This is a genomic window from Bradyrhizobium sp. WSM3983 (assembly GCF_000473045.1).
Taxonomy (GTDB): domain Bacteria; phylum Pseudomonadota; class Alphaproteobacteria; order Rhizobiales; family Xanthobacteraceae; genus Bradyrhizobium.
In genome coordinates this window covers 241,317-266,100 of record NZ_KI421489.1, presented here as the reverse complement: position 1 = coordinate 266,100, position 24,784 = coordinate 241,317, and the positions used below count along the sequence as shown (strand labels likewise).

24 protein-coding genes are annotated in these 24,784 nt (G+C 65.1%); 22 read left to right on the top strand and 2 right to left on the bottom strand.

From position 1 onward, the window contains the following. Positions 1–500 precede the first annotated feature (500 nt). From YUA_RS0142055 to dhaK, 12 genes are all read left to right on the top strand, one after another. Positions 501–1,835 carry an ABC transporter substrate-binding protein gene (locus YUA_RS0142055; protein ID WP_371259954.1) on the top strand — a complete coding sequence of 445 codons (1,335 nt, stop codon included), beginning with the start codon at positions 501–503 and terminating at the stop codon, positions 1,833–1,835. 98 nt (positions 1,836–1,933) lie between these two features. After that, positions 1,934–2,893, top strand: a complete 960-nt coding sequence (locus tag YUA_RS0142050) for a carbohydrate ABC transporter permease (protein ID WP_027536014.1) — start codon at positions 1,934–1,936, stop codon at positions 2,891–2,893. Further along, entirely contained in the window at positions 2,890–3,843 is a 954-nt protein-coding gene (locus tag YUA_RS0142045; protein ID WP_027536013.1) for a carbohydrate ABC transporter permease, read from the top strand. Before YUA_RS0142050 ends, YUA_RS0142045 begins: the two co-directional genes overlap by 4 nt. Then, the gene (locus tag YUA_RS0142040) at positions 3,840–4,052 is read left to right on the top strand and encodes a hypothetical protein (RefSeq protein WP_027536012.1); all 213 of its coding nucleotides are present in this window, start codon (positions 3,840–3,842) and stop codon (positions 4,050–4,052) included. Before YUA_RS0142045 ends, YUA_RS0142040 begins: the two co-directional genes overlap by 4 nt. 6 nt (positions 4,053–4,058) lie before the next feature. Next, a complete protein-coding gene (locus tag YUA_RS0142035; protein WP_027536011.1) occupies positions 4,059–5,156 on the top strand; it encodes an ABC transporter ATP-binding protein in 1,098 nt (365 codons plus the stop codon). Beyond that, positions 5,149–6,156 carry an ABC transporter ATP-binding protein gene (locus tag YUA_RS0142030; RefSeq protein WP_027536010.1) on the top strand — a complete coding sequence of 336 codons (1,008 nt, stop codon included), beginning with the start codon at positions 5,149–5,151 and terminating at the stop codon, positions 6,154–6,156. The genes YUA_RS0142035 and YUA_RS0142030 overlap by 8 nt, the downstream gene beginning before the upstream one ends. Continuing rightward, complete coding sequence (gene dhaL / locus YUA_RS0142025; protein WP_027536009.1) at positions 6,153–6,767, top strand: dihydroxyacetone kinase subunit DhaL; 615 nt, start codon at positions 6,153–6,155, stop codon at positions 6,765–6,767. The genes YUA_RS0142030 and dhaL overlap by 4 nt, the downstream gene beginning before the upstream one ends. Then, positions 6,764–7,150 carry a dihydroxyacetone kinase phosphoryl donor subunit DhaM gene (gene dhaM / locus YUA_RS0142020; RefSeq protein WP_027536008.1) on the top strand — a complete coding sequence of 129 codons (387 nt, stop codon included), beginning with the start codon at positions 6,764–6,766 and terminating at the stop codon, positions 7,148–7,150. The genes dhaL and dhaM overlap by 4 nt, the downstream gene beginning before the upstream one ends. After that, positions 7,143–7,457: an HPr family phosphocarrier protein gene (locus YUA_RS0142015; RefSeq protein ID WP_051383656.1), complete on the top strand. Its 315-nt coding sequence runs from the start codon at positions 7,143–7,145 to the stop codon at positions 7,455–7,457. The genes dhaM and YUA_RS0142015 overlap by 8 nt, the downstream gene beginning before the upstream one ends. Continuing rightward, positions 7,435–9,060 (top strand): phosphoenolpyruvate--protein phosphotransferase, encoded by a 1,626-nt coding sequence (ptsP, locus tag YUA_RS0142010; protein ID WP_051383655.1) that lies wholly within the window; start codon positions 7,435–7,437, stop codon positions 9,058–9,060. The genes YUA_RS0142015 and ptsP overlap by 23 nt, the downstream gene beginning before the upstream one ends. Beyond that, positions 9,057–9,488, top strand: coding sequence for a hypothetical protein (locus YUA_RS0142005; RefSeq protein WP_027536005.1), 432 nt, complete (start codon positions 9,057–9,059; stop codon positions 9,486–9,488). The genes ptsP and YUA_RS0142005 overlap by 4 nt, the downstream gene beginning before the upstream one ends. A gap of 38 nt (positions 9,489–9,526) precedes the next feature. Then, positions 9,527–10,516, top strand: a complete 990-nt coding sequence (gene dhaK, locus YUA_RS0142000; protein WP_027536004.1) for a dihydroxyacetone kinase subunit DhaK — start codon at positions 9,527–9,529, stop codon at positions 10,514–10,516. A 10-nt stretch (positions 10,517–10,526) separates the two neighbouring features. On the opposite strand, the gene YUA_RS49625 is transcribed toward dhaK, so the two are convergent. Then, positions 10,527–10,667, bottom strand: a complete 141-nt coding sequence (locus tag YUA_RS49625) for a hypothetical protein (protein ID WP_198029600.1) — start codon at positions 10,665–10,667, stop codon at positions 10,527–10,529. Between the two features lie 126 nt (positions 10,668–10,793). Then, positions 10,794–12,581 (bottom strand): peptide ABC transporter substrate-binding protein, encoded by a 1,788-nt coding sequence (locus tag YUA_RS0141990; protein WP_027536003.1) that lies wholly within the window; start codon positions 12,579–12,581, stop codon positions 10,794–10,796. Positions 12,582–12,779: 198 nt separating this feature from the next. Here YUA_RS0141990 and YUA_RS0141985 point away from each other — a divergent pair, with 198 nt between their 5' ends. From YUA_RS0141985 to YUA_RS0141940, 10 genes are all read left to right on the top strand, one after another. Then, positions 12,780–15,101, top strand: a complete 2,322-nt coding sequence (locus YUA_RS0141985; RefSeq protein WP_027536002.1) for a molybdopterin guanine dinucleotide-containing S/N-oxide reductase — start codon at positions 12,780–12,782, stop codon at positions 15,099–15,101. Positions 15,102–15,210: 109 nt separating this feature from the next. After that, positions 15,211–16,665, top strand: a complete 1,455-nt coding sequence (locus tag YUA_RS0141980; RefSeq protein WP_027536001.1) for an MATE family efflux transporter — start codon at positions 15,211–15,213, stop codon at positions 16,663–16,665. 163 nt (positions 16,666–16,828) lie between these two features. Further along, positions 16,829–17,623, top strand: a complete 795-nt coding sequence (locus YUA_RS0141975; protein ID WP_027536000.1) for a MetQ/NlpA family ABC transporter substrate-binding protein — start codon at positions 16,829–16,831, stop codon at positions 17,621–17,623. Positions 17,624–17,755: 132 nt separating this feature from the next. Next, positions 17,756–18,790 (top strand): putative FMN-dependent luciferase-like monooxygenase, encoded by a 1,035-nt coding sequence (locus YUA_RS0141970; RefSeq protein WP_027535999.1) that lies wholly within the window; start codon positions 17,756–17,758, stop codon positions 18,788–18,790. 37 nt (positions 18,791–18,827) lie between these two features. Continuing rightward, positions 18,828–19,427 carry a CMD domain protein gene (locus YUA_RS0141965; protein WP_035973135.1) on the top strand — a complete coding sequence of 200 codons (600 nt, stop codon included), beginning with the start codon at positions 18,828–18,830 and terminating at the stop codon, positions 19,425–19,427. Positions 19,428–19,441: 14 nt separating this feature from the next. Beyond that, complete coding sequence (locus tag YUA_RS0141960; RefSeq protein ID WP_027535997.1) at positions 19,442–20,020, top strand: alkylhydroperoxidase domain protein; 579 nt, start codon at positions 19,442–19,444, stop codon at positions 20,018–20,020. A 61-nt stretch (positions 20,021–20,081) separates the two neighbouring features. Next, a complete protein-coding gene (locus YUA_RS0141955; RefSeq protein ID WP_035973133.1) occupies positions 20,082–21,239 on the top strand; it encodes an ABC transporter substrate-binding protein in 1,158 nt (385 codons plus the stop codon). 53 nt (positions 21,240–21,292) lie between these two features. After that, positions 21,293–23,116, top strand: coding sequence for an ABC transporter permease (locus YUA_RS0141950; RefSeq protein ID WP_027535995.1), 1,824 nt, complete (start codon positions 21,293–21,295; stop codon positions 23,114–23,116). Continuing rightward, positions 23,116–23,967, top strand: coding sequence for an ABC transporter ATP-binding protein (locus YUA_RS0141945; protein ID WP_027535994.1), 852 nt, complete (start codon positions 23,116–23,118; stop codon positions 23,965–23,967). The genes YUA_RS0141950 and YUA_RS0141945 overlap by 1 nt, the downstream gene beginning before the upstream one ends. Beyond that, positions 23,964–24,704 carry an ABC transporter ATP-binding protein gene (locus YUA_RS0141940; RefSeq protein WP_027535993.1) on the top strand — a complete coding sequence of 247 codons (741 nt, stop codon included), beginning with the start codon at positions 23,964–23,966 and terminating at the stop codon, positions 24,702–24,704. The genes YUA_RS0141945 and YUA_RS0141940 overlap by 4 nt, the downstream gene beginning before the upstream one ends. The last annotated feature ends 80 nt before the right edge of the window (positions 24,705–24,784 follow it).

Sequence of the window (24,784 nt, the reverse complement as noted above, 5' to 3'; positions counted from 1 at the left end):
CTGTATGCTGCTGTGCGGTTTTCCTGCGCTACATCTTCGCGCAGCGGACCGCGGGTGCGAGGTCAGCACCCGGCCTTCCCTGCGCCCTCTTGGACAAGAGGGTGGCAAGAAACTGAAGAGACGAAGCAAAACTCGGGCGAAGCAAGCAGCGAGAGCGCACAGGCGCGTCTGCCCTCTGAAGCCTTCGCCTGCACCTCCCCTGAACCGATCGCTGCAACCAGCACGAACCTCCTGAGCCGCGCCTCCTCGGTCGCGACTGCGTCGAGGCGCTCGATCGACGAATCCGCCAACGCCGCTTGCAATGTTTAGTAAATGGTGGTTCACTAAACAAATCGGGCCTGCCGGGCCTCTAGAATCCGGGTGGCGCGAGGAAACGCTAGTTTAGTTGTTCAGCTCGTCAAGGACTGTGTCGCTCTGCTCGAGGCATTCGGGCGGACAGGAAAGCCGCGCGCCATGTCGATGGCCGGCCCACTCGGAGGGAACGTGCAATGAAACGAACGATGAAGACGCTTGTTGTGGCATGCGGGGCTGTTGCCGCCGCATTCGGCGTCGGAGCGGGGACCACGCCCGCACAGGCGCAAGGCAAGACCATCACGCTGTGCTGGGCCGCATGGGATCCCGCCAACGCGCTGGTCGAACTGTCGAAGGACTTCACCGCCAAGTCGGGCATCGGCATGAAGTTCGAATTCGTGCCGTGGACCAATTACGCCGATCGATTCCTCAACGAACTCAATTCCCACGGCTCGCTATGCGATCTCATCATCGGCGATTCCCAATGGATCGGCGGCGCCGCGGAGAACGGCCAGTACGTCAAGCTCAACGATTTCTTCAAGAAGGAAGGAATCAGCATGGACGACTACATGCCGGCGACGGTGGTCGGCTATTCCGAGTGGCCGAAGAACACGCCGAACTACTGGGCGCTGCCAGCAATGGGCGATGCGGTGGGCTGGACCTATCGCAAGGACTGGTTCGCGCGGCCGGACGTGCAGAAGGACTTCAAGGCCAAATACGGCCGCGACATCGGCGTGCCGAAGACGCTCGATGAGCTGCGCGACGTCGCGCAATTCTTCCAGGGCCGCGAGATCGACGGCAAGAAGGTCTATGGCGCCTCGATCTATACCGAGCGTGGCTCGGAAGGCATCACCATGGGCGTCTCGAACTACCTCTACGACTACGGCCTTAAATACGACGATCCGAAGAAGCCCTATGCGATGGACGGGTTCGTGAATTCGCCCGGCGCGGTGAAGGGGCTCGAGGCCTACAAGGAGCTCTACAAGTGCTGCACGCCGCCCGGCGCCTCCAACTCCTACATGTCGGAGGGGCTTGACGCCTTCAAGTCCGGCCAGGTTGCGCTGCAGATGAACTTCTTCGCCTTCTTCCCGGGCCTGTACAAGGACCCGAATGTCGGCGGCGACAAGATCGGCTTCTTCGTCAATCCGGCCGGTCCTGCCGGGCAGGCGACGCAGCTCGGCGGCCAGGGCATCTCGGTGGTTTCCTACTCCAAGAACCAGGCCGAAGCGCTGCAATACATCAAGTGGTTCTCCGGCGGCGACGTCCAGAAGAAGTGGTGGGCGCTCGGCGGCTATTCCTGCGCCAAGTCCGTGCTGAACGATCCGAGCTTCCCGACCAGCGCGCCCTTCGCCAAGGAGTTCCTGCAGTCGATGGGCATGGTCGTCGACTTCTGGGCCGAACCTTCCTATGCCCAGCTGCTGCAGGCCGAGCAGAAGCGCGTGCATGACTATGTGGTGGCCGACAAGGGCACCGCGCAGGAAGCACTCGACGGTCTGGTGAAGGACTGGAAGGCGATCTTCAAGGAAGAAGGCAAGAAGTTCTGAGGCAAACGGCCCGGAGCGCGTGCGCTCGCGCTCCGGGTTTCCTTCGATGACCGGAACCGTCGCATCGTCGACGCCCGGTGCCAGGATCGGTCGATGCAATGAATGAATTGAGTGCCTCTTCGCGGATCACCTATCGGGCTGTCATGGTCCGGCCAGGCGTGGCGCGTCGTATCCGGGGCCTGTCGGACAGGACTCTCGCCTGGCTCTTCATCACGCCGACGATCGTGCTGCTGCTGGCGATCAACATCTTCCCGTTGCTCTGGACGATCTATCTGTCGTTCACGAACTACCGTGCCAATCGCGCCAACGTGCCGACGATCTGGCTGGGGGCCGACTGGTATCAGTCGATCCTGACCGATCCCGACATCTGGGCGGCGATGCAGGTGACGGCGCATTTCGTGATCTGGACGGTGGTGATCGAGACCGTCCTCGGATTTGGCCTGGCCTACCTCATCGACAAGAAGTTCCGCGGCCACGGGATGTGGACCACGATCATCCTGCTGCCGATGATGCTGTCGCCCGCCGTCGTCGGCAACTTCTGGACGTTCCTCTATCAACCCCAGATCGGATTGTTCAATTACGTGGTCGCCTTCTTCACCGGCCGCGCGGCCTCGTCATTCCAGATGCTGGGCGACGTCACGCTGAGCCCCTGGGCCATCGTCATCGTCGATGCCTGGATGTGGACGCCCTATGTGATGCTGATCTGTCTCGCAGGCCTGCGGTCGATCCCGGACTACATCTACGAGGCGGCCGAGGTCGATCGCGCGTCGAAATGGCGGCAGTTCTGGTCGATCACGCTGCCGATGGCGCTGCCGTTCATCATGCTGGCGGTGCTGTTCCGCGGCATCGAGAATTTCAAGATGTTCGACATGGTCAATCTGCTCACCGGCGGTGGACCAGGATCGACCACGGAAGTTGCCTCGATCACGCTCAAGCGTGCGGCGTTCGAGAGCTGGCGTACGGGCTATTCCTCGGCCTTCGCGATCATCCTGTTCGTGACGGTCTTCGGCCTCGCCAACATCTACGTGAAGGCGCTGAACAAGGTGAAGAGCCGATGACCTCAGCCACCACAGCCCATTCGGTCGTCGAGCCGTCGGCAACGACGCGGCGCTTTGCCGGCTCGCTCGTCGTGCTCTACGCCATCATCACGATGATCCCGCTGGTGTGGATCATGCTCACCGCCTTCAAATCGCCAGACGACGCGATCTCCTATCCGCCAAAGGTGATGTTCAAGCCGTCGCTCGAAGGCTTCTGCAATCTGTTCACGACGCGCTCGCGCCAGACGCCGGAGTTCATCCGTTCGCTGGGACCGCCGCAGGGGCTGTGCGACAGCATCGCGCGCAGCCGCAACATGGTGGTCGCCGGTCCCTCGAATTATGTGCCGCGCTTCGTCAATTCCTTGATCATTGCGTTCGGCTCGACGGTGCTCGCCGTCGCGCTCGGCACCTTGTCGGCCTATGGCTTCTCGCGCTTCCGCGTGCCGCTGAAGGACGACCTGCTGTTCTTCATCCTATCGACCCGGATGATGCCGCCGATCGCGGTCGCGATTCCGATCTATCTGATGTACCGCACCATCGGATTGTCGGATACGCGACTCGGAATGATCCTGCTCTACACTTCGGTCAACGTCTCGCTCGCAGTCTGGCTGCTCAAGGGTTTCATCGACGAAATCCCGCGCGAGTACGAGGAGGCGGCGATGATCGATGGATATACACGCTTCCAGGCGTTCGTGAAGGTGGTGCTGCCGCAGGCCACGACGGGGATCGCGGCAACCGCGATCTTCTGCCTGATCTTTGCCTGGAACGAATACGCCTTTGCGGTGCTTCTCACCTCGGGCAACGCGCAGACGGCGCCGCCCTTCATTCCGATCATCATCGGCGAAGGCGGGCAGGACTGGCCCGCAGTGGCCGCCGGAACCACGCTGTTCCTGGTGCCAATCGTGGTGTTCACGGTGCTTCTGCGCAAGCATCTGCTGCGCGGCATCACCTTTGGAGCCGTCCGCAAATGAGTGTCAATGCCACCCCATCCATCGTGCGTCGCGGTCTTGCCGACCGCGTTCTGCGCCGCGGCCCGCTCGAAGCTGCAGCGACCACGATCATCGCCGCCGGCGTCGTGATGCTGATGCAGCCATTCTCCCTGACACTGTATTCCTGGTCGTTGGCGACGACCCTGTTCGGCACGGTGATGTTCACCATCGTGTCCAAGGTCCGGGAGTAGGGCGCGATGGCACAGATCAAGGTCGAGGCGCTCGACAAATCCTTCGGGTCGTTCCATGCGGTCAAGGCTGCCAGCTTCACGGTGGAGGACGGCCAGTTCCTCTGCCTGCTCGGACCTTCCGGCTGCGGCAAGACCACGACGCTCCGCATGATCGCCGGTCTGGAGCTGCCGACATCGGGGACCATCCGGCTCGACGGAGAGGACGTGACGATGAATCGCGCATCGGCGCGCGACATCGCCTTCGTGTTCCAGCTCTTCGCGCTCTATCCGCACATGAATGTCCGGCGCAACATCGGCTTTCCCCTGAAATGCGAGGGCATCAGCGCGGCCGAGCGCGACCGGCGGGTCGTCGAGGCCGCGCGCATCCTGCGGATCTCCCATCTCCTCGATCGATCGGTATCGGGCCTCGCCGGCGGCGACCGGCAGCGCGTCGCGCTGGGGCGGGCGATCGTGCGCAAACCGAAGTGTTTTCTGATGGACGAGCCGCTTGGCGCGCTCGATACCGAGATGCGCGAGGCCATGATTCACGAACTGCGGGCCCTGCATGACCGCCTGGGAGCGACGACCGTCTATGTCACCCATGACCAGCTCGAGGCCATGGCGATGGCCGACCGGATCGCGGTGATGAACAATGGCGTTGTCGAGCAGGTCGCAAGCCCGCGCGACATCTATGACCGGCCGGCTTCGCTGTTCGTCGCAGACTTCATTGGCTCGCCGCCCATGAACTTTCTGCCGTTCCGTAGCGGCCTGCAGACCGGCGCAGAGGCGATCCGGCTCGGCGAGCGTGACGTTACAATTCCTGCCGCGCGCGAGGCGATGGCAGAGAGCGAGCTAGTGCTCGGCGTGCGGCCCGAGCATGTGCGGTTCACCGATCGCGGCATGGTGCGCGGCGAGGTCTATGGCACGGAATATCTGGGCACGACGCAGATCGTGACCGTGACGACGCACTATGGCGCACTCAAGGCTCGCTCACCCAGCAGCAGGTCCTTTCGGACTGGCGAGACTGTCGGGCTCGACTTCCGGCCCGATACGCTGTCGATCTTCGACAAGGCGTCGGGCCGGGCCATACGCACCGCGCTATACGAAGGAGGTGCGCATGGCTGAGGTCGAGATCAACGCCGTCTCCAAGGCATTCGGCAAGACGCAAGCGGTGAGTGATCTGTCTCTGACAATTGGCGACGGCGAGTTCGTTGCATTGCTCGGGCCGACCGGCGCCGGCAAGACCACGGCATTGCGTTTGATCGCCGGATTGGAGCGGCCGGACAGCGGCTCGATCCGGATCGACGGGTGCGACGTGACCAGCGATGCACCGGCAGACCGAGACGTCGCCTTTGTCTTCCAGCAATATTCGCTGTATCCGCACCTGACCGTGTTCGAGAACATGGCCTTCGCGTTGCGCGCGCCAACGCGCCGCGTGCCCGAAGCCGACATCCGCACGAAGGTGCAGGAAGTTGCGCGTCTTCTTCATATCGAATCCAAGCTTGACAACAAGGCGACGCAACTGTCGGGCGGACAGATGCAGCGCGTCGCGATCGGTCGCGCCCTCGTTCGCTCGCCCTCGATCTATCTCATGGACGAGCCGCTCTCCTCGCTGGATGCCAAGCTGCGCGGCGAGCTCCGCCTCGAGCTCAAGCGGATCCAGGTCGATCTCGGCGCGACGATTCTCTATGTCACCCACGATCAAACCGAGGCGATGACCATGGCGTCGCGCATCGGCGTGATCGAAGGCGGCCGACTGATGCAGATCGGCTCGCCGCGCGAAATCTACGAGAACCCGATCAACGCGCATGTCGCGGCGCGCCTGGGCCAGCCGACGATCAATTTGCTGCCGGCCGCCCTGTTCGGCGGCGCGCCAGCCGGCGCCGAGACGATCGGTGCGCGGACCGAGCACCTGACGATCGCGCGTGGCGGAGGCGACGTGTCGGCGACCGTCAAGCGGGTCGAACACCTCGGCGACCAGAGCCATCTCCATCTCGATCTCGCCGGCAGGCCGGTTGTGACCCTGGCGGATCCCGAGGCGGGCTTTGGCGCCGGGGATGTGGTGTCGCTGCGGCTGAACAGGCCGCTGTTTTTCGATGCGAAGGGCGGGAGAGTGGCGGCATGAGCCTTGATCGGGTAGCCAGGGAAAGACTGGTGCGAGCGCTGGCGGGGTCGGTGATCGAGCACGCCGACGAGTTGACGAGCCTCGACCAGGCGATTGGCGATGGAGATCATGGACTGAACATGAAGCGCGGTTTCGAAGCCGTGCTCGCGGCATTGCCGGGCCTGGCCGACAAGTCGCTCCCGGAGATGTTGAAGGCGATTGGAATGACCCTGGTGATGAAGGTCGGCGGCGCTTCAGGGCCGCTGGTCGGAACCTTCTTCATGGAACTGGGCAAGGCACTTCCGGAGCAGCCGAGCCGGGCTGATCTCGTCGCAGCGACAGAGAAGGCGATCGAGGCCGTCAAGGCGCGCGGCCGTTCGGAGGCAGGGCAAAAGACGCTGCTGGATGTCCTGGTGCCGGTGCACGCCTTACTTGCGGGCGGCGGCGATGCCAAGGCGATCGCGGCTGAGGCTGTGCAAGCGGCCGATCGCACCACGCCGATGCAGGCGCTTCGAGGCCGCGCGTCGTTTCTTGGCGAACGTTCCATCGGTCACATGGACCCCGGCTCGCGCTCGGCGTCCCTTCTGATCGGCGCAGCAGTTGAGACACTGGAGTTCGAGGTCAATACATGAGCAATGTCGGAATTGTCATCGTATCGCATTCGCCGAAGATAGCGGAAGGCGCGGCCGATATGGTGCGCCAGATGGTCGGAGACGCGGTGCCGCTGGCCTGGACCGGTGGCGATGTCGATGGCGGGCTCGGTACGAACGTTGCAGGGATACTCGAAGCGATCGAGACGGCCTGGTCACCGGCAGGCGTCGCGATCCTCGTCGATCTCGGCGGCGCCGAGACCAATTCGGAGATGGCGGTGGAGATGCTCCCTGAGGATCGGCGCGCGCGCGTCCTGGTTTGCAATGCCCCGGTGGTCGAGGGGGCCGTGATCGCTGCGACCGAGTCTTCGGGCGGCTCGCCACTCGCCGCCGTCAAGCGCAGCGCGGAGGAATTCTATGCATGATGCCAACGCCAACCGGGCGGCTCAGACGTTTGCGCTGCTGACCGCCTCCGCGGTCCTCGTCAATCCGGTCGGCCTGCACGCGCGGCCTTCGGTGAAGCTCACGCAATGCGCGAAAGGCTTTGCCGCAAAGATCGAAATTGCGCTTGCTGCCGACGGACCATGGACGGACGCCAAGAGCCCGGTGAAGGTGATGCGTGTGAAGGCGCCGCAGGGCGCAACGCTGCATTTTCGCATCGCTGGTCCTGATGGCGAGGCGGCACTCGCGGCCATGCTGGCGCTGGTGCATGACGGTTTCGGCGAGGCCTGAGATCGTGGGCGAGATCCATCTCACCGGCCATCCCGCCTCGCCAGGCCTCGCCATCGGCCCGGTCGCCGTGCTGACGCGTGCAGTGGTGAACAGAGCGGCGAAGGACGATCCCGCTCAGGAGGCCGCCGCACTGAAGGCGGCGATCGAGGGGGCAGCAGTGGAGCTCGCCGAACTGATTGCGACGGTTCACGGCGAGGCCGCGGAGATCCTGGAATTCCAGGTCGCGATGCTCGGTGACGATGCGCTTGCGGAGAGTGCGTACGAAGCCGTCGCGGCCGGTGCGACCGCCGATGACGCCTGGCGCGCGGCGCTCGACGCGGAGATCGCCGGCTATCGCGCGGCCGAGGAGGAATATTTCCGGGCTCGTGCCGCAGATCTGGTCGATATCCGCGACCGCGTGCTCGCCGGTCTGAACGGCGCCGCTCCGATCGCAAAGATCTCCGGCGATTCCGTCGTCATGGGTGATGACATTTCGCCGTCGACATTCCTCGCCGTCGACTGGACCCGGGGCGGCGCCATCGCGCTGGCCGCCGGATCGCCGTCGTCACATGTCGCGATGCTCGCGCGGGCGCGCGGCGCACCGATGGTGGTCGGACTGGGCCCGTTGCCATGGAACGGACAGCCGCCGTCAATAGCGCTGGTCGACGGTGACACCGGCACCGTGATCTTTGATCCCAAGCCCGAAACGCGCCGCCTGTTCGAGCACCGCATGGCAGTGGCGAACGCCGCGCAAATCGCTGCCGACGCAGGCCGCCTCAAACCGGCGGTGACGGCCGATGGCCGGCGCATCGCCGTTCTTCTTAACGTCGCCGCGCCCGAAGAGCTCGCGAGCCTCGATCCCGCAATCTGTGACGGCATCGGCCTCGTGCGAACGGAGTTTCTGTTCGAGGGATCGAGGGGGCTGCCGGGCGAGGATGCGCAATACGCCGTCTATCGGCGCATTCTCGACTGGTCCGCAGGACGGCCGGTGACGATCCGCACCCTCGATGCCGGCGGCGACAAGCCAATCGCCGGCTTGACGATCGATAGTGAACGCAATCCATTCCTGGGCCTGCGCGGGATCCGGCTCTCGCTTGCGCGGCCGGAGGTGTTTCGCGTGCAGTTGCGGGCGCTGTGCCGTGCGGCCGTTCATGGGACGCTGAAGGTGATGCTGCCGATGATCGCGATTCCCGCAGAGCTCGATCGTGCCAATGCCATGCTGGACGCGGAATTCGCGGCACTCAGCGCAGAGGGCATCGCCTGCGCCCGGCCGCTGCTCGGCATCATGGTCGAGGTGCCGGCGGCAGCGCTATGCGCGGAAGATTTCGGCGCGGCGTTCTATTCCATCGGGTCGAACGACCTGACCCAATACACAATGGCTGCGGCGCGCGATATCGGCGCTGTCGCCGACCTCAACGATGCCGGCCATCCGGCGGTGCAGGCGCTGATCGCGCGAACGGTCGAGGCCGGGCGCAAGCGCGGCGTCGAGGTCTCGCTCTGTGGCGATGCCGCGGCCGATACGCGCTTGACGAAAGCGCTGCTGGCGACGGGCCTGACGACCCTCTCGGTCTCGCCGATTGCGGTGGCACGGCTCAAGGCGACCATCGCCAGGGTGACCACATGAGCGACGATGCTGGCGAGGACACAAGCCGCCCGGGCGACAGCAATGTCGCGGATTACAAGCTCATTCTGCGGCGGGCCCTCGACAACCGGCCATCCGGGACGCGATTGAAGCTCGCTGCGGCGCTCGGCAAGAACCGCTCCTTCGTCAGCCAGATCACCAATCCGGCCTATCTGGTGCCGATCCCGGCGAAGCATGTCCCGATCATCTTCGAGGTCTGCCATCTCGCAGGTGCCGAGCGGGCGGCGTTCCTCGAGGCCTACGGGCGCGCACATCCGGGACGGCTGCGCGGAGCCCACCGCGAGGCGCGCACCCGCATTGTCACAGTGACGGTGCCCGATCTCGGCGACGACAAGAAGAATCGGGCGCTCGAGCAGCTCATCGTCGACTTTGCTGCCCAGCTCGCGCGCTACGCCGAAAGCATCGGCTGACGAATTCGGACCGCAGAAAAGATAACCGGGAGGACGCCATGAAGAAGCTGATCAACAGCGCCGATACGGTGCTCGAAGAGAGTCTCGACGGATTGGCGGCAGCCCATGCCGATATTCTGCTGCTCGGCGCCGAGCGGAAGTTCGTACGCCGCCGTACCCTGAAGCCGGGCAAGGTTGCGCTCATCTCGGGCGGCGGCTCGGGACATGAACCGCTCCACGCCGGCTTTGTCGGCGTCGGCATGCTCGATGCCGCGTGTCCGGGCCAGGTCTTCACGTCGCCGACGCCGGATCAGATGATCGAGGCGGCGGAGGCGGTCGACACCGGGGCAGGCGTGCTCTTCATCGTCAAGAATTACGAAGGCGATGTGATGAATTTCACCATGGCCGCCGAGATGGCCGGGCGCGAGATCGCAAGCGTAGTGACCAATGACGATGTCGCGGTCGAGAAATCGACCTACACGACCGGCCGTCGCGGCGTCGCAGGCACGCTGATCGTGGAAAAGATGGTCGGCGCTGCGGCTGAAAAGGGAATGCCGCTCGCCGCGCTCAAGGCGCTCGGCGATGACGTCAATCGGCGCACCCGCTCGATGGGCGTGGCACTGTTGCCGTGCACCGTTCCGGCGGCGGGCCGGCCGAATTTCACCCTGGCTGACAACGAAATGGAAATGGGCGTCGGCATTCATGGCGAGCCGGGGCGTCGCAGGGTGCCGTTGGCATCTGCCGATGCGATTGCCGCCGAGATGCTCAACGCGATCCTGGGCGATCTCGCACCGAGCAAGGGCAGCGAAGTCCTGCTTCTCATCAACGGGTTCGGCGCAACGCCGCTGATCGAACTCTATCTGATGGCCAACAGCGCCAAGCGGATTCTCGATGGGGCGGGGATTACCGCGACACGCTTCCTGACCGGGTCCTATGTGACGTCCCTCGACATGGCCGGTGCCTCCATCACCGTCTCCGTGCTGGACAGCCAGTCAAAGGAATTGTGGGACGCACCGGTGCATACCGCGGCGCTACGCTGGGGCATCTGATCGCCTCGGTTCACGTGCGGATCGCAAAGCCCTTGGCGAGGTGATCCCGCACGAAATAGATCATCGCGATTCCCGGCACGAGCGCGAGCACGGTCATGGCGATGACGAGACCGAAATCGGTTCTGAAGCCGAACAGCGCGTTGATGGCCATGGTGATCGCATCCTGACGACGACCGGCGGCAAGCCGCGATCATGTGTCGTCAGCGCGGGCCGCGTCCATCGTCCGGGCCGCTCTCAGGTTCGGGGATCAGCACCACGGGTGCTCAAGCGCCGGCCGTCAGCTCCGATACCAGCTCGCCAGATTCCACGTCGTGACGTCCCACCCCGAGATGTCGGTCATCAGGTTGTTGACGGCGCCGCCGACGATGTAGCGCGACAGCAGCGGCAGGAAGATGTTGGCCTCGCAGAAGATCTCGTTGACCTTGATCAGCAGCGCGGCGCGCTTGACCGGGTCGAGTTCCTGCTGCGCCGCCTTGTAGGCCTTGTCGGCTTCGGGATCGGACCAGCGCGAGACGTTGCGGCCGAGCCATTTGTTGTCCTTGTTGGCGATCTCCCAGGAGACGCACTGGTTCAGGAAGCGCTCCGGATCCGGCTGCGGCATCGTCGTGTTGTACATCTCCATGTCGCAGTAGAATTTGGAGTAGGTGTCGGGATTGCCGACGTCTGACGAGAAGAACACCGATGCAGTGACCGACTTGAGCTCGATCTCGATGCCGGCTTTCTGGCAGGCCTGCTTGATGATCGCCTGCGTCTTCTGGCGCGGCGAGTTGATCGAGGTCTGGAATACGTATTTGAGCTTGTTGCCGTCCTTCTCGCGGATGCCGTCCGCGCCCATCTTCCAGCCGGCCTCGTCGAGGATCTTGTTGGCCTTGTCGACATTGAACTCGTAGGTCAGCTTGCGCGACTTGAACTGCGGGGGCTGGTTGACGAAGCTCGCGGTTGCGACGGCGGCGCGGCCGTAGATGAATTTCTGGATCCCGTCGCGGTCGATCAGCAGGTTGAGCGCCCGGCGCACCGCCGGATCGGACAGCGTCGGATGTCTGGTCCTGGCGTTGGAGCGTTCGCCATCGACCTCGGTCCACGGGTTCGTGGTGTTGAGGATGATGAACTCGACGCCGCCGGAGGTCGTGAACTCGACCTTGCCTTTGCCGCCGGCTTCCATGCGCTTGAGTATCTCGTCCTCCACCAGCAGGTTCCAGGCATAGTCGTATTCGCCGGTCTGCAGCACGGCCCGCGCCGCGGAGACCGCGTCGCCGCCGCCCTTGATCTCGAACGTGTCGAAATAGGGCTGGTTCTTGACGTGATAGTCGGGGTTGCGTTCGGCCCGGACCAGATCGCCCGGCTTGAACTCGACGAACTTGTAGGGGCCGGTGCCGATCGGTTTGAGATTGCCCGGCGCATCACGCGATTTCGCGCCGGCATAGTCGCCGAAATGATGTTTCGGCAGGATCTGGCCAATCGCGCCGACGAAGGGGTCGGCCCAGAACGGCGTCGGGGCCTTGAAGGTCACCTTGACGGCGTGGTCGTCGATCTTCTCGACCGTGATGTTCTGATAGGACCCCGTGGTGTAGGCGGCGGTGGCGAGATCCGCGGCGTATTGCCAGGTGAAGACGACATCGTCGGCGGTGAACGGCTTGCCGTCATGCCACCTTACGCCCTGCTTCAGCTTCCAGATCACGCTGGTGCCGTCGGCGGAGAGGCCGCCATTCGCCTTGGTCGGGATCTCGGCGGCGAGGCAGGGGATGAGGTTGCCCTCCTTGTCCCAGCCGGCGAGCGGTTCGAAAAAAACACGCGAGGCGATCTGGTCCTTGGTGCCGAGCGCGAAATGCGGATTGAGCAGCGTCGGCGCCTGCCAGACCAGGATCTTGAGCGGACCGCCGCCACCGGCCTTGGTGGGCTTGTAGGCCAACGTGGCGTCCGCCATCGCCACGTCGTTCCAGAGCAGGATCTGGCTCGCGACTGGCGCCGTGATCCCGGCCGCGGCCATGGTCTGGATGAACGAGCGTCGCGAGAGCGTGCCTTGCTTCACCTCGGCCACCAAGCCTCGGATGTCGTTTTCGTCCATCAGATGACCTCCACCTGCCACAAGAACAGTCGTCACCGGCACCCCCATCATGTTGCATCGGGGGCGAGGCGGCAATGACGACGAGGCGGTTCCAGACATCGGTAATCCGTTGCCTTCCACGCGCGCGCCTCACTATATTGGCTCCGTAATTGCGACCGGAGCTGCCTGCGCGGCGCTTCCTGCGATGAGGGCCACGCGATGGACGATACGATCGGCTTCCCCGACCCCGGCCTGGATTTGTCGGACGGCTTCAAGCCGCACACCTCGCATTGGGGCGTGTTTTCCGCACGCAACAGCGCAGCCGGGCTGGAGGTGCGGGCCTATGCGGGCGATCCGGATCCGAATGGCATCATCGACAATTTTCCTGGCGCTCTGCGCCACCAGGCGCGGATCGCCCAGCCCGCCATCCGCCGCGGCTGGCTCGAGCGCGGGCCCGGTCCCGATAACAGGCGCGGCCGCGACGAATTCGTCTCCGTCAGCTGGGAGAAGGCGCTCGATCTGCTCGGCGACGAGCTCGCGCGCATCCGCGACACGCGCGGCCCCGGCGCGGTGTTCGGCGGCTCCTATGGCTGGTCGAGCGCGGGCCGGCTGCATCACGCGCAGAGCCAGGTGCATCGCTTCCTCAACATCGCGATGGGCGGCTATGTCCGCTCGGTGAATTCCTATTCCTCGGGCGCGTCCTCGGTGCTGCTGCCGCAGATCATGGCGGGTTACGAGGACATCACCAAGCGCAATGTCACCTGGGAGCAGATCGCGGCCGAAACCGAGATCGTGCTCGCGTTCGGCGGCATGGCGCTGAAGAACTCGATGGTGGCCGGCGGCTCGATCAGCAAGCATGTCGAGCGCGGTGCCATGGAAGCGGCACGCCGGCGCGGCTGCGAGTTCATCCTGATGAGCCCGTTGCGCGAGGATCTGCCAGTGGAAGCCGGCGCCGAATGGATGACATGCATTCCCGGCACCGACACCGCGCTGATGCTCGGCATCGTCCACACGCTGGTCAGCGAAGATCTGCACGATCAGGCCTTCCTCGATCGCTACACCGAAGGCTGGCCGGTCTTCCTGCGCTATCTCACCGGCGAGAGCGACGGGCACGCCAAGGACGCCGCATGGGCCGCCGCGATCTGCGGCGTCGATGCGGACACGATCCGGACGCTCGCGCGGCGCCTTGCCGGCAAACGCGCGCTGATCACCGTCTCGCATTCGCTCCAGCGCGCCGAACATGGCGAGCAGCCGGTGTGGATGGGCATGGTGCTGGCGGCAGCCCTCGGCCAGATCGGTCTTCCCGGCGGTGGCTATGCCTATTCGCTCGGCGCGATCGGTTATTACGGCCGTCGCGTGAACGACGTGCCGGGGCCGACGCTGGGGCAGGGCCGCAATGGCGTCCGCGATTTCATTCCGGTGGCGCGCATCGCCGACATGCTGCTCAATCCCGGCAGCACCTATCGCTACAATGGCGAGACGCGCACCTATCCGGACATCCGCCTGGTCTATTGGGCCGGCGGCAATCCCTTCCATCACCACCAGGACATCAACCGCCTGCGCAAGGCATTTGCGAAAGTCGATACGCTGGTCGTGCACGAGCTCGCCTGGACCGCGACCGCACGCCACGCCGACATTGTGCTGCCCTCGACCATGACGCTCGAGCGCGAGGACATCGGCTATTCCACCAACGATCCGCTGATGGTCGCGATGCACCGCATTGCCGAGCCGTTCGGGCTGGCGCGCGACGACTACGACATCTTTGCCGATCTCGCCGATCGTCTCGGCGCCCGCGAGCCCTTCACCGAAGGCCGCACCTCGCGGCAATGGCTGGAGCATCTCTACGAGCCGACGCGCGCCTCACTCGCCAAGCGCGGCTTAGAGGCCCCAAGCTTCGAGGAATTCTGGCAGCGCGGCAGCCTCGTCGTGCCGCAGCAGCCCGACGATGGCGGCAGGCTGCGCAGTTTTCGCGAGGACCCGGTCGCGCACCCGCTGCCGACGCCGAGCGGACGCATCGAGATTTACTCCGCGAAGATCGCCGGACATGGCGATGCGGATTGTCCGGGCCATCCGGTCTGGCTCGAGAAGAGCGACATGCCCAAGGCCGGGGCGCCGTGCTTCCTTGTCGCCAACCAGCCGGCGACACGGTTGCACAGCCAGCTCGATTTCGGCGGTCATTCGCTTGCCGCCAAACATCGCGGCCGCGAGGTCGCGCGCATGAATCCGCACGATGCGAGCACGCGCGGCATCGCGGATGGCGACATCATCCGCTTGTTCAACGAGCGCGGTGCGTGCCTTGCCGCCGTACACGTCACCGACAGCATCGCGCCCGGCGTCGTGCAGCTGCAGACCGGCGCCTGGTACGATCCGATGGACCCCGAGGACGACGCGCCGCTCTGCGTTCACGGCAATCCGAACGTACTCACCCGCGACATCGGCACCTCATCCTTCGCGCAGGGCTGCACCGGCCAGCTCACGACGGTGGAGGTGGAGAAGTTCACCGGCAATCTGCCGCCGATCCGGGCGTTTGATCCGGCATAGCAGATCCGCGCGCAAGCCTTATTGCATTATCACCGTAATAATATGACAGTCATAATGCAATGGCCGTCCGATGCGCGGCATCCTCCCGGGAACGACAGGACCAGAACGCATGTCAGTCGAGGACGTCGCCGCACCGCCCTTGCCTGCAACGGAGGCGCCGGCGCGCCCTGCGGCCCCGGCTCGCGCGGCGGCGACGGCCGGTCAGAGCGCGAGCCAGCAGCGCCGCGCCGCGCTCCTGACCGCCCCGATCCTGCCGACGCTGCTCAAGCTCGCGCTGCCGACGGTGACCGTCCTGGTGGCGCAGACCGCGGTCAATATCGCGGAAGCCTACTACGTTGGCTTTCTCGGCACCGATGCGCTGGCCGGTGCTGCGCTGGTATTCCCGATCTTCATGCTGATGACGATGATGTCGAATGGCGGGTTCGGCTCCGGCGTCGCCTCGTCGGTGGCGCGCGCGGTCGGCGCCGGCCGCCGCGACGATGCGGATGCGGCGCTGTTCCATGCGATCGTGCTTGCGATCATCGCGGGCGCGCTGTTCACGCTGGGTGCGCACTTCGGCGGTCCAGCGCTGTTCCGCGCCCTCGGTGGCCGCGGCGGCGCGCTCGACGCGGCCGTCACTTATTCCAGCTATCTCTTCGCGGGCGCCATTCCCGTCTGGATCGTCAATCTCCAGGCGGCCGCGCTGCGCGGCTCCGGCAACGTCAAGGTGCCGGCGCTGGTGACTTTGATCGGCGCGATCGTGACCATTCCGGTTTCGCCATTGCTAATCTTCGGCTTCGGACCCGTCCCAAGCCTCGGCATCGGCGGCGCCGGCATTGCCTTCGGCCTCTATTACGGCGCGGCGATGCTGTTCCTGCTGCGCTACATGTCGTCGGGCGCATCCGGCCTGAGGCTGCACATCGTGCCGCTGCGCGCAAGAATCTTCGGCGACATGCTCAAGGTCGGCATCCCCACCGCGTTCAACGCCGTGCTGACCAACCTCACCGTCATTCTCGTCACCGGCGCGGTCGGCCTGTTCGGCACCTCGGCGCTCGCCGGCTACGGCATCGCCTCGCGGCTCGACTACATCATGATCCCGCTGCTATTCGGCATCAGCACGGCGACGTTGACCATGGTCGGCGTCAACATGGGCGCGGGCCAGACCGCGCGGGCGCAGAGGATCGGCTGGGTCAGCAGCGCCGCCGGCATGATCATGACGGGGTCCATCGGCCTCCTGGTCGCGATCTTTCCGACGGCCTGGCTGCACCTCTTCAGCCACGACGCGGAAGTGGTGAACGAGGGCATGACTTACCTGCACATCGTGGCGCCGGCCTATGCGGCGCTGGGCTTCGGCTTCGTCACGTCGTTTGCCGCGCAAGGCACGGGCCGGGCGACGGGCCCGCTGCTGTCCGCGGTCGCGCGCATCCTGATCGCGGCCGGCGGCGGCTGGATTGCGGTTGCGTATTTCGGTGCGGGAATGACCGGGCTCGCCGCCATGGTCACGGTGTCGCTCTCCGCTTACGCCGTGATCTGTGTGCTGATCATGGTCTCGCCGTCGACCTGGCGCGCCGAGCTGCACGCCTAGGAAGGGCTTGCGCGCGGCTTGCCGCGGCCCCAATCTGCGTTCGTTTCCTATTTAGGGGCGAACGGAGAAGCGTTGCCCGCCGCAGACGGCAAATATGAATTTCCATTTCATTGATTTCGCCTGGCGGAGAAGCGAATACGGTTCCAGTCATTGCCGCTGAGTCATGGAGACCAAGATGTCGTTTCGCCCCGCCCTGATCCTCGCAACCGCGCTTGCCGCATGGTCGGCCGCAGCAAACGCTGAGACCATCAAGATCGGCGTGACGCCGGGTCCGCATGCGCAGATCTTCGAGGCCGTGAAGCCGGTCGCCGCCAGGCAAGGGCTCGACATCCAGCTCATCGAATTCTCCGACTATGTGGTGCCGAACGCGGCGCTCGATGCCGGCGACATCCAGGCCAATTCCTTCCAGAACCAGCCCTATCTCGATAACCAGAAAGCCGATCGCGGCTACAAGATCGAGTCGGTTGGCCTCACCGTGAATTTCCCGATCGGAGTCTATTCGAAGAAGCACAAAGCTTTCGCTGACATTCCCGACGGCGGCAAGGTCTCGATCCCCAACGACCCGACCAATGGCGGCCGCGTGCTGCTGCTCTTGCGCGACAAGGGCGTGATCAAGTTGAAGGACGGCACAGGCTTCAAGCCGACCGTGCTCGATGTCACCGAGAACCCGAAGAAGCTGAAATTCGTCGAGGTCGATGCGGCGCAGGCGCCGCGGGCGCTCGACGATGTCGACGCCGCCGCGATCAACACCAATTATGCAACCCAGGCGGGCCTCGATCCCGTCAAGGACCCGATCCTGCGCGAGGACCCCAAGGGCCCCTATGTCAACCTGATCGCGGTGCGCAGCGCCGACAAGGACAAGCCCTGGGTCAAGATCCTGGTCGACAGCTATCACACGGCGGAGGTGAAGGAGTTCATCCTCACCAAGTTCAAGGGCGCGGTATTGCCGAGCTGGTAGGCAGTCTGCCCAGCCGAAGCCCAGCGCGGGCCCGCGAACCTGGCGGGCAGCCTTGCGCATTGCCCGCTTGTCTCGGGCCGCGGCAACCGACATCATCGGGGGCCGTGGCCATCCTCGCCCGACAGGGGTCGTATGAAACGCTTTGCCAACCTGAAACGCCTGGGGTTCTTCACGCGGCTTCTGGATGAAGCCCCGCCGGCGGAGCGGTATCGCTTCGCCGCCGAGCAGATCGTGCGCGCCGAGCAGGCGGGTCTCGATTCCGCTTGGATCGCGCAGCACCATTTTCACGAGCGCGAGGGCGGCCTGCCGTCGCCTTTCACCTTCCTTGGCTACGTCGCGGCGCAGACCTCGCGCATTCGGCTTGGCACCGGCATCGTCACCTTGCCGCTGGAGAGCGCGGTCCGCGTGGCGGAGGACGCTGCGGTGCTCGATCTGCTCTGCAACGGCCGGTTCGAGCTTGGTGTCGGTACCGGTGGCAACCCGTCCGCCTTCACCGCCTTTGGTCTCGACTGCACCCAGCGCAACGAGATCTTTGCGCGCAATCTGGAAATCGTCCGCAAGGCGCTGACCGGCAAGCCGCTCGACGGCGGCGACACGCTCTATCCGCAGCGGCCGCAACTGGACAAGCGCATCTGGCAGGCGACGTTCTCGGTGGCGGGCGGCGCGCGCGCCGGCAAGGCCGGTGACGGCCTGCTGCTGTCGCGCACCCAGCCGCGGGCCAAGGACGCGCCAAAGGCCACGCTCGCCGAGATCCAGAACCCGATCATCGACGCCTATCTCGAAGCGCTGCCACAGGGCTGCGAGCCGCGCATCATGGCGTCGCGCAGCGTGTTCGTCGCCGACGATCATCGCGAGGCGCTGCGACTCGCCGATGCCGGGCTGCGCCGTGCGCTGCCGCAGTTCATGAAGGGTGGTCACCTGCCCCCGGGCGAGACGCTGGAGGAGATGATCACAGCGTTCGACACCCATGTCGGCGGCGCCGACGAGGTCATTGCCTCGCTGCGCACCGATGCGACGCTGGGGCGGGTGACCGATCTGGTCTTCCAGGTCCATTCGGTCGATGCGCCGCACCCCTACGTCCTGCGCTCGATCGAGCTGGTGGCGGACAAGATCGCGCCGGCGCTGGGCTGGACCCGGACCGCGCCCGACGTGGCGCTGGCGGGCTAGTCGCCATGAATGTGAATACGTTGCACGAGGCTGAATGATGGCTACGACGGATATCATCGACACGCTTGCCGGAATCAAACCGGGATCGGCACTGGATGGCATCCGCGCACGGCGCCTGCAGGCGCGCGAGAACGCGCAGAAGAGCTATCTTTCGCTGTTCGAACCAATCGACGCCGGCAATGTCTCGCTGCTCGAACGCGCCGCGGTCGCGGCTTTCGTGACCGGGCTCCATGGCGAATCCACTGTTGCGACGTTCTATCGCGAGAAGCTCGCAACGACCGCGGGTGGCGCGGCCCTGCTTGAGGCGATCGACGCCGAGATTGCACGGGGCAAGACCTTTGGTCCATACGGCTCCTTTCCTGCCGGTCCGCTGTCGGTCGAGAACACCGCTGGCCTGATTTATCGCGTGAGTGCGGCGAGTAAATCGAGCCTCGGCACCAGGCTCGTCGCGGCGCTCGAGCACGCGCATCTCCTGGTATTCCGGCCGCGCGATGCGGCGTCGGCCGACATGAAGGCGCTGCTTGCCGCCGGCTGGTCGAACACCGGCATCGTCACCTTCTCCCAACTCGTCGCGTTCCTGTCGTTCCAGGTGCGGGTCGTCAGCGGCTTGCGCACGCTCGCCGCGGCGAATGCATAAGAGGAGGCCGCATCATGAGCGCCACCGTCAATCCGCCCGTCGTCTTCACCCAGGATGAGCTCGGCTGGGTCTCCTGGATCGATCCGCTGCCCGAGGCCGAGCTGACCGAGCGTCATTTCGCCGGCCTTGTCGATCGCGCGCGCGCCAAGTCGGAGTACTTCCGTCTGCTGGTGCGCGATCCCGAGGTGCTGGAAGCCCGCACCAAGACCGACAAGGACATCTTCTACAACGTCGCCGACGGCCTGCCGCGCGCCGAGCGTGAGCTCGCGGCAGCTGCGACCTCGCGCTACAACGGCTGCATCTATTGCGCCTCGGTGCATGCGCGCTTCGCCAGCACCTACTCCAAGCGACGTGACGATGTGCAGAAGCTGCTCGACGAAGGCGTCAGCGCCGATCTCGGCGAGCGCTGGAACGCCGTGGTCAAGGCGTCGGTGGCGCTGGCCTCGACGCCGATCGCGTTCGGCCCTGACAATATCAGGGAGCTGCGCCAAGCGGGCCTCGACGACGCGGAGATCGTCGACGTCATCAACGGCGCCTCGTTCTTCAACTGGGCAAACCGGCTGATGCTGTCGCTCGGCGAGCCCTCGAAATAGCCAATCTCACCGGCACAAGAATTGCTGCTTGTCTGTAACGCCTGACTGGATGGAGCCTCGCATGAGCAACATCAATCGCCGAACCCTGGTCAAGGGCTCGCTGGCCGCCGCAATAACGGGAACAGCGCTCTCGCGTGCCGCGTTCGCTGACACCGCGGAGCCGATCCTGCTCGGCGTCAGCGGTCCCCTCACAGGACCGAACGCGCAATATGGCACGCAGTGGAAGCAGGGCTTTGATCTCGCGCTCGACGATATCCTGGCCAGTGGCGGCGTCAACGGCCGCAAGCTCGCCTATACCTTCGAGGACAGCCAGAGCGACCCGCGCCAGTCGGTGGCAATCGCCCAGAAATTCGTGTCCGATCCCCGCATCGTCCTGGAGCTCGGCGATTTCTCGAGTCCCGCCTCGATGGCGGCCTCGCCGATCTATCAGCGCGGCGGCCTCGTGCAGTTCGGCTTCACCAATTCGCACCCTGACTTCACCAAGGGCGGCGACTTCATGTGGAGCACGTCGGTCAGCCAGGCCGACGAGCAGCCGCTGCTGGCGGCCTATGCCGTGAAGAAGCTCGGCCTGAAGAAGCTAGCGGTGCTGCACCTCAACACCGATTGGGGCCGCACCAGCCGCGACTATTTCAACAACGCCGCCAAGGAATATGGCGCGGAGATCGTCGTCACCGAGGGCTATATCGCCGAGGAGCGCGACTTCCGCTCCACGCTGGTGCGCGTCCGCGACGCCAATCCGGACGGGCTGGTCCTGATCTCCTACTATTCCGACGGCGCGCTGATCGCGCGCCAGGCGCGGCAGGTCGGGCTCAAGCAGGTGATCTGCGCCGCGAGTTCGGTCTACTCGCCGAAATTCCTCGAACTCGGCGGCGACGCGGTCGAGGACGTCCATGTCGGCACGCGCTACTTCCCGGAAGATCCGCGGCCCGAGGTGCAGAAATTCATCGCCGGCTTCAAGAAGAAGTACAACGGGCTCGAGCCCGATGCATTCAACGCCTATGCCTATGATGCAATGAACATGGCGGCTGCCGTGGTGAAGATCGGCGGCACCGATCGCAAGGCGATTCGCGACGCCTTCACCAAGGTCAAAGACGTTCCGAGCGTCATCTTCGGCACCGCGACGTTCGACGTCGCGAGCCGCCGGGTCAAGGGCGCGATGAATGCCGAGCTCGTCGTTCGCAAAGGCCAGTTTGCGCTTTGGGACGGCAAGCCGACCTGACATGATGGCTGGAGCGCTCGCTCCAGCCGCTCTTCTCTGATTGGGACCATTGCGTGTCTTCCTGGCTCGACTACACCATCAACGGGCTGATCGTCGGTAATGTCTACGCCCTCGTTGCGGTCGGGCTCGCGCTGATCTTCGGCGTCAGCCGGCTGATCAACTTTGCGCAGGGATCGATCTATCTGGTCGGTGCCTATATCGGCTGGGTCGCGGTGGTGCAGCTGCATACGCCGCTGCCGCTTACGATTATCTTCGTCGCGGTGGTGGCCGCACTGGTCGGGCTGATCATCGAGCGGTTCGGCCTGCGTCCGCTGCAGAACTCGGTGCGCATCGCTCCGCTGCTGGCAACGATCGGCATCAGCTTCGTGCTCGATCAGCTGGTGATGCTGACCTTCTCGCCCAATCCGCGTGCGCTGCCGAGCCAATTGCCGGACGTGCGCTTCCAGGTCGGCGGCGGCACGATCGGGCCGCTTGATCTGCTGATCGCCGGCGTCGGCATCAGCAGCGCGCTGCTGCTGTTCGTGTTCTTGCGCTACAGCAAGCTCGGTTGGGCGGTGCGCGCGGCTTCGCAGGACCGCGACGCCGCGATGCAGATGGGCGTCGACGTCAATCGCGTCAATCAGGCCGTGTTCGGCATTGCGGCTGCGCTTGGCGGTGTCTCCGGCCTGCTGGTCGGCATGTACTACAACCAGATCGACACCGCGATGAGCTTGCAGGCGACGCTCAAGGGCGTCGTCGCCGAAGTGGTCGGTGGCGCCGGCAATGTACCCGGCGCTGTCGTCGGCAGCCTGCTGCTGGGGCTGGTCGAGAGCTACGGCGTCGCCGTGTTCGGCACCAGCTACCGCAATCTGTTCGCCTTCCTGCTGCTGGTCGTCGTTCTCGTGCTGCGGCCGAACGGCCTGTTCGCCAGCGCGCGGCAGGCGCCGCCTGAGCCGCTCACCGGCACGTTCATTGCGCCGAGCCGCCCCGTGCGCATTCCGCGCTGGGTCTTGCTGGTCGCGGTCGCCGCGTTCGCGGTTTTGCCGCTGCTGCCGGTGTCGTTCTACGTACTCCAGACCCTGATCAACGCCTGGCTGCTCGGCATGCTCGCGCTGAGCCTCACGCTGGTGGCCGGCACGATCGGACAGGTTTCGCTCGGGCACGCGGCGCTGCTTGCGATCGGCGCTTATACCTCCGCGCTGCTGTCGCTGACGCTCTCCGTTCCCGTCGGTCTCGCCATCATCGTCGGCGGCCTGATGAGCGCCGCGCTCGGCACCATCCTGATCTCGCCGTCGTTCCGCCTGCGCGGGCATTACGTCTCGATCGCGACGCTCGCGATCGGCGAGATCGTGTCGCTGGTGATTTTGAACTGGGAGAGCGTCACGCGCGGCCCGATCGGCATCTCCGGCATCCCGCCGCTGTCGCTGTTCGGCTACGATCTGATCAGCCCGACGTCTGTGTACTGGTTCAGCTTTGCCGTGATGGTCGTGCTTGCGCTGCTCCAGGCGCGCCTGCTCTCATCGCATCTCGGCCGCAGCTTTCGTGCCATCCGCGACGACGACATCGCCGCGCGCGCCTATGGAATCAGCCTGAATCGCTATAAATCGCTCGCCTTCATCTTCGGCGGGTTTGCAGCCGGCGTCAGCGGCGGCATCGCCGCGCATCTCTATTCCTACATCAACCACGAAACCTTCAACACGCAGCAGTCCATCCTGGCGCTGACCGTCGTGATCCTCGGCGGTCTCGGCAATGTCGTCGGCGCCATCGTCGGAGCGGTCGCGCTGGTCGGCCTGCCGGAGGTGTTCCGGATCGCCGCTGAATATCGCATCCTGATCTACGGCATCGTGCTGCTGCTGCTGGTGCGATTCAGGCCGCAGGGCCTGTTGGGGACGATCTGATGGCGGAGGCGCACGCTGCACCGCTGTTGTCCCTGCGCGGGCTGACCCGCCGCTTCGGCGGCCTCACGGCCGTGGACGGCATCGATCTCGATCTCGCCAAGGGCGGGCTTGTCAGCATCATCGGCCCGAACGGCGCCGGCAAGACGACGCTGTTCAATCTCGTGACCGGGCTCGACCGGCCGGATGCGGGCGAGGTTCGTTTCGAGGGACAGGACATCACCGGTCTCTCGCCGGAACGGCTGGCGGCGCAGGGCATCGCGCGCACCTTCCAGCTCGGCCGCGTCTTCGGCAATCTCAGCGTGATGGACAACGTCCTGATCGGCGCTCACACGCGGCTGCGTGCGGTGAAACCGGCCGTGCCGGTGATCGGCCCGCTGCTCGAGTTGGGCCTGGCGCTGTTGCGCCCTTCCAGCGTCAAAGCCGAGGAAGAGCGGCTGCGCGAAGAGGTGAAGATCATTCTCGCCCGCTTCGGCGAACGGCTGTTGCCACGGATCGATCAGCCTGCCTACAGCCTGTCCTACGCCAACCGCCGCCGCGTCGAAATTGCGCGAGCGCTTGCGCTGGAGCCGCGCCTGTTGCTGCTCGACGAGCCCACCGCCGGCATGAACCCGAGCGAGACCGCGGAGATGCAGGGGCTCGTCGCCGAGCTGAAGGCGGAGGGGCTGACCATCCTCCTGATCGAGCACAAGCTGGAGATGGTGATGCGGCTCTCCGACCGCGTCCTCGTCATGGACGAGGGCAAGAAGATCGCGGAAGGGCCGGGCGAAGAGGTGCGCAGCGATCCCAAGGTGATCGAGGCCTATCTCGGCCACGGCCTGTCGGGGACGGCAGAGCAGGAGAGCGCGGCATGACCACGAGCACGCCCGAACCGCTGCTGGCGCTGACGAACGTCAACACGTTCTACGGCCAGGCCCAGGTGCATTTCGACCTGTCCATCACCGTCGGCAGCGGCCACATCGTCTGCCTGCTCGGCGGCAATGCCAGCGGCAAGTCGACGACCATGAAGATCATTCTGGGCCTGGTAAAACCGCGCGCGGGCGAGGTGACGTTCGACGGCGCCTCGCTGATCGGGCTCACCACACCGCAGATCGTTCGCCGCGGCATCGCCTCGGTGCCGGAGGCGCGGCGGCTGTTCGCCGACATGAGCGTCCGCGAGAATATTTTGATGGGCGCCTTCGTGCGCAACGACCGCGAGGCGATCGCGCAAGACCTCGACAAGATGTTGACGCTGTTTCCGAAGCTCGGGCAACGACTGTCGCAGCGCGCCGGTTCGCTCTCCGGCGGCGAGCAGCAGATGGTCGCGATGGCGCGCGCGCTGATGAGCCGGCCGCGCTTGATCGTGATGGACGAGCCGACCATGGGCCTGTCGCCACTCTATGTCGACCGCGTGCTGGAGCTGATCCGCACCATCAACCAGGAGGGCGTTTCGGTCTTCATGGTCGAGCAGAACGCCAGCCTCGCGCTCGAGATCGCGCACGAGGCCTATGTGCTCCAGACCGGCAAGATCGTGCTGTCGGGCTCGGCGCGCACGCTGAAAGATGATCCCCGCGTGCGTGACGCGTATCTGGGTGGCTCCGAGGCGGCGTAGCTTGATCTCGGCCTGATGGTTCGAGACGCCCGCTTGCGCGGGCTCCTCACCATGAGGGTCTGGCATCTCGCCGCAAAACA

What these genes read in the sequence shown, in the direction of transcription:
- YUA_RS0142055 (WP_371259954.1), top strand. Translation starts at nt 501, where the DNA reads ATGAAGACGCTTGTTGTGGCATGCGGGGCTGTTGCCGCCGCATTCGGC.
- YUA_RS0142050 (WP_027536014.1), top strand. Translation starts at nt 1,934, where the DNA reads ATGAATGAATTGAGTGCCTCTTCGCGGATCACCTATCGGGCTGTCATG.
- YUA_RS0142045 (WP_027536013.1), top strand. Translation starts at nt 2,890, where the DNA reads ATGACCTCAGCCACCACAGCCCATTCGGTCGTCGAGCCGTCGGCAACG.
- YUA_RS0142040 (WP_027536012.1), top strand. Translation starts at nt 3,840, where the DNA reads ATGAGTGTCAATGCCACCCCATCCATCGTGCGTCGCGGTCTTGCCGAC.
- YUA_RS0142035 (WP_027536011.1), top strand. Translation starts at nt 4,059, where the DNA reads ATGGCACAGATCAAGGTCGAGGCGCTCGACAAATCCTTCGGGTCGTTC.
- YUA_RS0142030 (WP_027536010.1), top strand. Translation starts at nt 5,149, where the DNA reads ATGGCTGAGGTCGAGATCAACGCCGTCTCCAAGGCATTCGGCAAGACG.
- dhaL (WP_027536009.1), top strand. Translation starts at nt 6,153, where the DNA reads ATGAGCCTTGATCGGGTAGCCAGGGAAAGACTGGTGCGAGCGCTGGCG.
- dhaM (WP_027536008.1), top strand. Translation starts at nt 6,764, where the DNA reads ATGAGCAATGTCGGAATTGTCATCGTATCGCATTCGCCGAAGATAGCG.
- YUA_RS0142015 (WP_051383656.1), top strand. Translation starts at nt 7,143, where the DNA reads ATGCATGATGCCAACGCCAACCGGGCGGCTCAGACGTTTGCGCTGCTG.
- ptsP (WP_051383655.1), top strand. Translation starts at nt 7,435, where the DNA reads ATGACGGTTTCGGCGAGGCCTGAGATCGTGGGCGAGATCCATCTCACC.
- YUA_RS0142005 (WP_027536005.1), top strand. Translation starts at nt 9,057, where the DNA reads ATGAGCGACGATGCTGGCGAGGACACAAGCCGCCCGGGCGACAGCAAT.
- dhaK (WP_027536004.1), top strand. Translation starts at nt 9,527, where the DNA reads ATGAAGAAGCTGATCAACAGCGCCGATACGGTGCTCGAAGAGAGTCTC.
- YUA_RS49625 (WP_198029600.1), bottom strand. Translation starts at nt 10,667, where the DNA reads ATGGCCATCAACGCGCTGTTCGGCTTCAGAACCGATTTCGGTCTCGTC.
- YUA_RS0141990 (WP_027536003.1), bottom strand. Translation starts at nt 12,581, where the DNA reads ATGGACGAAAACGACATCCGAGGCTTGGTGGCCGAGGTGAAGCAAGGC.
- YUA_RS0141985 (WP_027536002.1), top strand. Translation starts at nt 12,780, where the DNA reads ATGGACGATACGATCGGCTTCCCCGACCCCGGCCTGGATTTGTCGGAC.
- YUA_RS0141980 (WP_027536001.1), top strand. Translation starts at nt 15,211, where the DNA reads ATGTCAGTCGAGGACGTCGCCGCACCGCCCTTGCCTGCAACGGAGGCG.
- YUA_RS0141975 (WP_027536000.1), top strand. Translation starts at nt 16,829, where the DNA reads ATGGAGACCAAGATGTCGTTTCGCCCCGCCCTGATCCTCGCAACCGCG.
- YUA_RS0141970 (WP_027535999.1), top strand. Translation starts at nt 17,756, where the DNA reads ATGAAACGCTTTGCCAACCTGAAACGCCTGGGGTTCTTCACGCGGCTT.
- YUA_RS0141965 (WP_035973135.1), top strand. Translation starts at nt 18,828, where the DNA reads ATGGCTACGACGGATATCATCGACACGCTTGCCGGAATCAAACCGGGA.
- YUA_RS0141960 (WP_027535997.1), top strand. Translation starts at nt 19,442, where the DNA reads ATGAGCGCCACCGTCAATCCGCCCGTCGTCTTCACCCAGGATGAGCTC.
- YUA_RS0141955 (WP_035973133.1), top strand. Translation starts at nt 20,082, where the DNA reads ATGAGCAACATCAATCGCCGAACCCTGGTCAAGGGCTCGCTGGCCGCC.
- YUA_RS0141945 (WP_027535994.1), top strand. Translation starts at nt 23,116, where the DNA reads ATGGCGGAGGCGCACGCTGCACCGCTGTTGTCCCTGCGCGGGCTGACC.
- YUA_RS0141940 (WP_027535993.1), top strand. Translation starts at nt 23,964, where the DNA reads ATGACCACGAGCACGCCCGAACCGCTGCTGGCGCTGACGAACGTCAAC.